Annotated in this window: 2 protein-coding genes; one reads left to right on the forward strand and one right to left on the reverse strand. The window is 61.3% G+C overall.

Annotation, left to right across the window (positions count from 1 at the left end):
• On the forward strand, positions 1-603 hold a 603-nt coding region (locus tag A9X00_RS19325), incomplete at its 5' end, for a class I SAM-dependent methyltransferase (RefSeq protein ID WP_067153302.1).
• A gap of 9 nt (positions 604-612) precedes the next feature.
• Here the strand turns inward: A9X00_RS19325 and A9X00_RS19330 are convergent.
• Positions 613-1,473: a cyclopropane mycolic acid synthase family methyltransferase gene (locus tag A9X00_RS19330; protein ID WP_067156963.1), complete on the reverse strand. Its 861-nt coding sequence runs from the start codon at positions 1,471-1,473 to the stop codon at positions 613-615.

Consider the following 1,473-nt stretch of genomic DNA (forward strand, 5'->3'; position numbering starts at 1 on the left):
GTCAACGTGATCGGAATTACCCTCAGCCGCAACCAGTTCGAGTACAGCAAAACCAGGCTGGCGGGGATCCCGACCGAGCGCGACGTCGAAGTGCGGTTGCAGGGCTGGGAAGAGTTCGACGACAAGGTCGACCGGATCGTCAGCATAGGCGCGTTCGAGGCCTTCAAAGCCGACCGTTGGCCCGCGTTTTTCGACCGCGCCTACGACATCCTTCCCGACGACGGCAGGATGCTCTTGCACACAATTTTGGCGCATTCACAGAAGCAGATGCACGAGCGCGGCATCGCTTTGACGATGAGCGACGTGCGGTTCACGCGATTTATCTACACGGAAATCTTCCCGGGTGGGCAGCTGCCGGCGCAGGAAGATATTTTCTCACTGGCGCAGGCGGCCAGATTCAGCGTCGAAAAAGTGCAATTGCTGCGCGAGCATTATGAACGGACGCTGAATATTTGGGCGGCCAACCTGGAGGCGAACAAAGAAAAAGCGATCGCCATCCAGTCCGAGGAAGTCTACGAGCGCTATATGCACTACTTGACGGGGTGCGAGGACTTCTTCCGCAAGGGCATCAGCAACGTCGGCCAGTTCACGCTGGCCAAGTAGCCGGCCCGGCTACTTCTCACACGTGAACTGGTTGACGTCCGTGTAGCCCTGGCGGAACAGCTTGGCGCAGCCGGTCAGGTACTTCATGTACCGGTCGTAAACCTTTTCCGACTGGATCGCGATGGCCTTGTCCTTGTTGGACTCGAGCGCCGCGGCCCAGATTTCCAGCGTCCTGGCGTAGTGCAGCTGCAACGACTGGATCCGGGTCACCTTGAACCCGGCGTCGGCGGCATGCTCTTCGACCGACGGGATCGTCGGCAGCCAGCCACCCGGGAAGATCTCGGCCAGGATGAACTGGGTGAAGTGGACGACCTCGTGGGTCAACGGGGTGCCCTGCGCCCTGGCCTCTTTGAAGGTCGGCCGCGAGATGGTGTGCAGCAGCATGACCCCGTCGGCCGGCAGCACCCGGTAGGCCATCTTGAAGAAGTGGCCCCAGCGTTGGCGGCCGAAGTGCTCGAAGGCGCCGATCGAGACGATTCGGTCGACGGGCTCGTCGAACTTCTCCCAGCCCTCCAGCAACACCTGGGCCGAGCGGTTCGTTTCCAGCTGGTCGAACATCTGCTGGACGTGCTCGGCCTGGTTCTCCGACAGCGTCAGGCCCACGACGTTGACGTCGTACTTCTCGATCGCGCGCCGCAGCGTCGCGCCCCAGCCGCAGCCGATGTCCAGCAGCGTCATCCCCGGCTCGAGCCCGAGCTTCCCCAGCGACAGGTCGATCTTGGCGAGCTGCGCCTCTTCGAGGGTCATGTCGTCGCGCTCGAAGTAGGCGCAGCTGTAGGTCTGCGTCGGGTCGAGGAACAGCGCAAAAAACTCGTCCGAGACATCGTAGATAGATTGCGATTCTTCGTAATACGGCTCCAACGAAGTCAT

It is taken from the genome of Mycobacterium sp. 1245805.9, from assembly GCF_001672915.1.
In the GTDB taxonomy this organism is placed as follows: domain Bacteria; phylum Actinomycetota; class Actinomycetes; order Mycobacteriales; family Mycobacteriaceae; genus Mycobacterium.

Bases quoted from the DNA above. Each gene is read 5' to 3' on its own strand.
- A9X00_RS19330 (WP_067156963.1), bottom strand. From the start codon at position 1,473: ATGACTTCGTTGGAGCCGTATTACGAAGAATCGCAATCTATCTACGAT.